We start from the raw sequence: 3,209 nt of genomic DNA on the forward strand, positions 1-3,209 counted from the left end.
GAGCATAGCCCCACCCGCCCTACCGCAGCGGCTCCCCCACCTCACGCATATGCCCCAGCGCCAGCCGGTACGACCCGACCACCCCCGTCTCCGCATACGGCACCCCGACCTCCGCGCAATGCGCACGCACCAGCGGCCGGACGCGCCGCAGATTGCACCTCGGAACGCTCGGGAACAGATGGTGCTCGATCTGGTAGTTCAGCCCGCCGAAGGCCCAGTCCGTCACCACCCCGCCGCGCACGTTCCGGGACGTCAGCACCTGCCGCCGCAGATGATCCCACCGCTCCCCCGGCTCCGGCATCGCCATCCCCTTGTGGTTCGGCGCGAACACCGCCCCCAGATGCACCCCGAACACCGCGTGCTGCAGCGCGATCAGCGCCAGCGCCTGCCCCACCGGCAGCAACGCGAACGCCAGCGACAGATACCCCACCGCATGAGCCAGCAGCAGCCCGCCCTCCACGACCTGGTCACGCCGCGACCGGCCCCGCAGGAACATCAGGCTCCCGACCTTGAGGTTCACCCCCTCCAGCGTCAGCAGCGGAAAGAACAGCCGCGCCTGATGCCGCGCCACCCACCGCAGCACACCGCGCTGCCGGCCGGCCTGCTCCTCCGTCCACGCCAGGATCCCCTCCCCCACATCGGGGTCCTTCCCGACATGGTTCGGATTGGCGTGATGCCGGTTGTGCTTGTCGCTCCACCACCCATGGCCCATGCCCAGCAGCAGGTTGCCGAGCAGCAGCCCCAGCAGCCGGTTCCCTCGCGCCGTCCGGGCGATCTGCCGGTGCCCCGCGTCATGCCCCAGGAACGCCGTACGGACCGCGATCACGGCGAGCGGGACGCCGAGCAGAACCGTCCACCACCCGTCCCCCGCCCACGCGACCGCGCCCCAGACCGCGACCGTCGCGACCACGTTCAACCCGATGGCCCGCGCGTAGTAGCCGGGACGGCGCTCCAGCAGCCCGCTGGCGCGCACGCGCCGCGCCAGCGGCGTGAAGTCGCTCCCGCCCCGGACGGACTCCTCCCGCCGGGGGACGGTCGGAACGGGCGGGGCGGGCAAGGTCACGGCCATGAAGCCTCCATGGGACGGGAAGGGGAAATCGGACGACTCCCCGGAGAGACTACGGAGCGTGAACCCATGGCAGTAACCCGCTACGGAGCCATCCGCGGTCTGGCTCCCAGGTCCCGGTCACCGCACGACTGACCCGCTCCCCGGGACCACCACCCGCCTGTGGGCTGCAGTCCTAGCTGCGGTGGTTGTTGTTAATGGAATAGAGAGGGATGCTTCCCGCCCACGGCCTTTACGTTGTAAATTGAAAAGTGAAATAGCTGATGGTGAGCGGCGGGGTGCGGGTCAGGCGAGGGTGGTGCGGACGGCGGCGTGGGCGGCCTTGCGCATCTCGGCGTGCAGCACCGCGTTCGCGTCCCGGTCGGTACGGGCCTCCACGATCCGCAGCCCCTCCCCCGCCATCGCCTTCGACAGGTCCGCCGGGGCGTCCAGCAGCCGGTACGGCACGCCGTGCGCGGCGGCGACCGCCTCCAGGTCCACCTGGTGCGGGGTGCCGAAGACCCGCTCGAACGGGCCGGGCAGCGCCGCCTGCGGCAGCAGCGAGAAGATCCCGCCGCCGCGGTTGTTCACCACGACGATCGTCAGGTCGGGGCGCTGGTCGCGCGGGCCGACGATCAGGCCGTTCTGGTCGTGCAGGAACGCCAGGTCGCCGAGCAGCGCGAACGAACGGCCGCTGTGCGCCAGCGCCGCGCCGATCGCCGTCGACACCAGCCCGTCGATCCCGCTGGCGCCCCGGTTCGCCATGATCCGGATGCCGCGGCGCGGGCGCATCACCTGGTCCAGGTCCCGGATCGGCATGCTCGCGGCCGTGAACAGCAGCGACCCGCCCGGCAGCCCCGCGACCAGGTCGCGGGCCAGCCGCGGCTCGCTCACCTCCGGCACCGCGTCCAGGACCTCGTCGACGGCCGCGGCGGCGGCCAGGTCCGCGGTCCGCCACGATTTCAGCCACGCGTCGTCGCCCGACACCACCGGGATCTCCACCTCCGGCGCGACCTGCGTCGCCGACCGGACCGGGTCGGGCCAGTGCGCCAGGTCCGGGGCCAGGACGATGTGCTCCTCCGCGCGGCGCAGCAGCGACAGCAGCGGGCGCGACAGCCCCGGCTTGCCGAGCGTCACCACCACCTCGGGACGGTGCCGCTCCACGAACTCCGGGACGCCCAGCAGGAAATGGTGCGACGACAGCGCGTGGTCGCCGTAGCGGGCGTTGCCGTTCGGCTCGGCCAGCACGGGCCAGCCGGCCATCGACGCCGCCGCCACGTACCGCTTGACGTTGGCCGCGCCGTCCCCGACCACGAGCACGCCCCGGCGGGTCGGCGGGACGTGCAGCACCGACCCCGGCGTCGCCGCCCGCACCTTCGTCCACGCGCCGGTGACGTCGCCGTCCAGCGGCTCGCACCACGTGTCGTCACCGTCCGGGATCAGCGGCTCCCGGAACGCCGCGTTGAGGTGCACCGGGCCGGGAACCGGCGCCTGCGCCAGGCCCCACGCGCGGCTCACCAGCGACCGCCAGTACGCCACCATCCCCGGACGGTTCTCCGGCACGCCGATCTCGGTGCACCACCGCGCCGCCGTCCCGTACAGCTTCACCTGGTCGATCGTCTGGTTCGCGCCGGTGTCGCGCAGCTCCGGCGGACGGTCCGCCGTGATCACGATCAGCGGCACGCCCGACTCGTGCGCCTCGATCACCGCCGGATGGAAGTTCGCCGCCGCCGTCCCCGACGTGCACACCAGCGCCACCGGGCGCCCCGACCGCTTCGCCAGGCCGAGCCCGAGGAACGACGCCGACCGCTCGTCGATCCGCACGTGCAGCCGGATCCGGCCCGCGTCCTCGGCCGCCTGCAGCGCCAGCGCCAGCGGCGCCGACCGCGACCCCGGCGCGAGCACCGCGTCGGTCATCCCGCACCGCAGCAGCTCGTCCACCAGGACGGTCGCCAGCGCGGTCGCCGGGTTCACGGCGCCGCCTCGAACACCGCGGGCCCGCCCAGATGCTCCTGCGCCCCGGCGGCCCGCGCACGCCACCCGTCCACCGGCGCCTCCCAGCGGCGCAGCGCCTCCTCGTCCACCACCGGCCGCCGCACCGGGATCTCACCCGCCACCGGCAACAGCGGATCCTGGACGACGTCGCCCTCCAGCAGCGACAGCG

At 73.4% G+C, this 3,209-nt stretch carries 2 protein-coding genes and 1 pseudogene; all 3 read right to left on the reverse strand.

The genetic code is table 11. From position 1 onward, the window contains the following. Nucleotides 1-19: 19 nt before the first annotated feature. Nucleotides 20-1,069, reverse strand: a complete 1,050-nt coding sequence (locus tag ETD83_RS40775) for a fatty acid desaturase family protein (protein WP_138650599.1) — start codon at nt 1,067-1,069, stop codon at nt 20-22. Nucleotides 1,070-1,351: 282 nt separating this feature from the next. Further along, complete coding sequence (gene menD, locus ETD83_RS40780) at nt 1,352-3,019, reverse strand: 2-succinyl-5-enolpyruvyl-6-hydroxy-3-cyclohexene-1-carboxylic-acid synthase (protein WP_138650600.1); 1,668 nt, start codon at nt 3,017-3,019, stop codon at nt 1,352-1,354. Further along, nucleotides 3,016-3,209 (reverse strand): annotated as a pseudogene (locus ETD83_RS40785) (o-succinylbenzoate synthase); the annotation flags it as partial. The gene menD and the pseudogene ETD83_RS40785, both read right to left, overlap by 4 nt.

It is taken from the genome of Actinomadura soli (genome assembly GCF_005889715.1).
GTDB lineage: Bacteria > Actinomycetota > Actinomycetes > Streptosporangiales > Streptosporangiaceae > Spirillospora > Spirillospora soli.

Excerpts from the sequence above, each read along its gene's own strand:
- ETD83_RS40775 (WP_138650599.1), bottom strand. The coding sequence starts at position 1,069 with ATGGCCGTGACCTTGCCCGCCCCGCCCGTTCCGACCGTCCCCCGGCGG.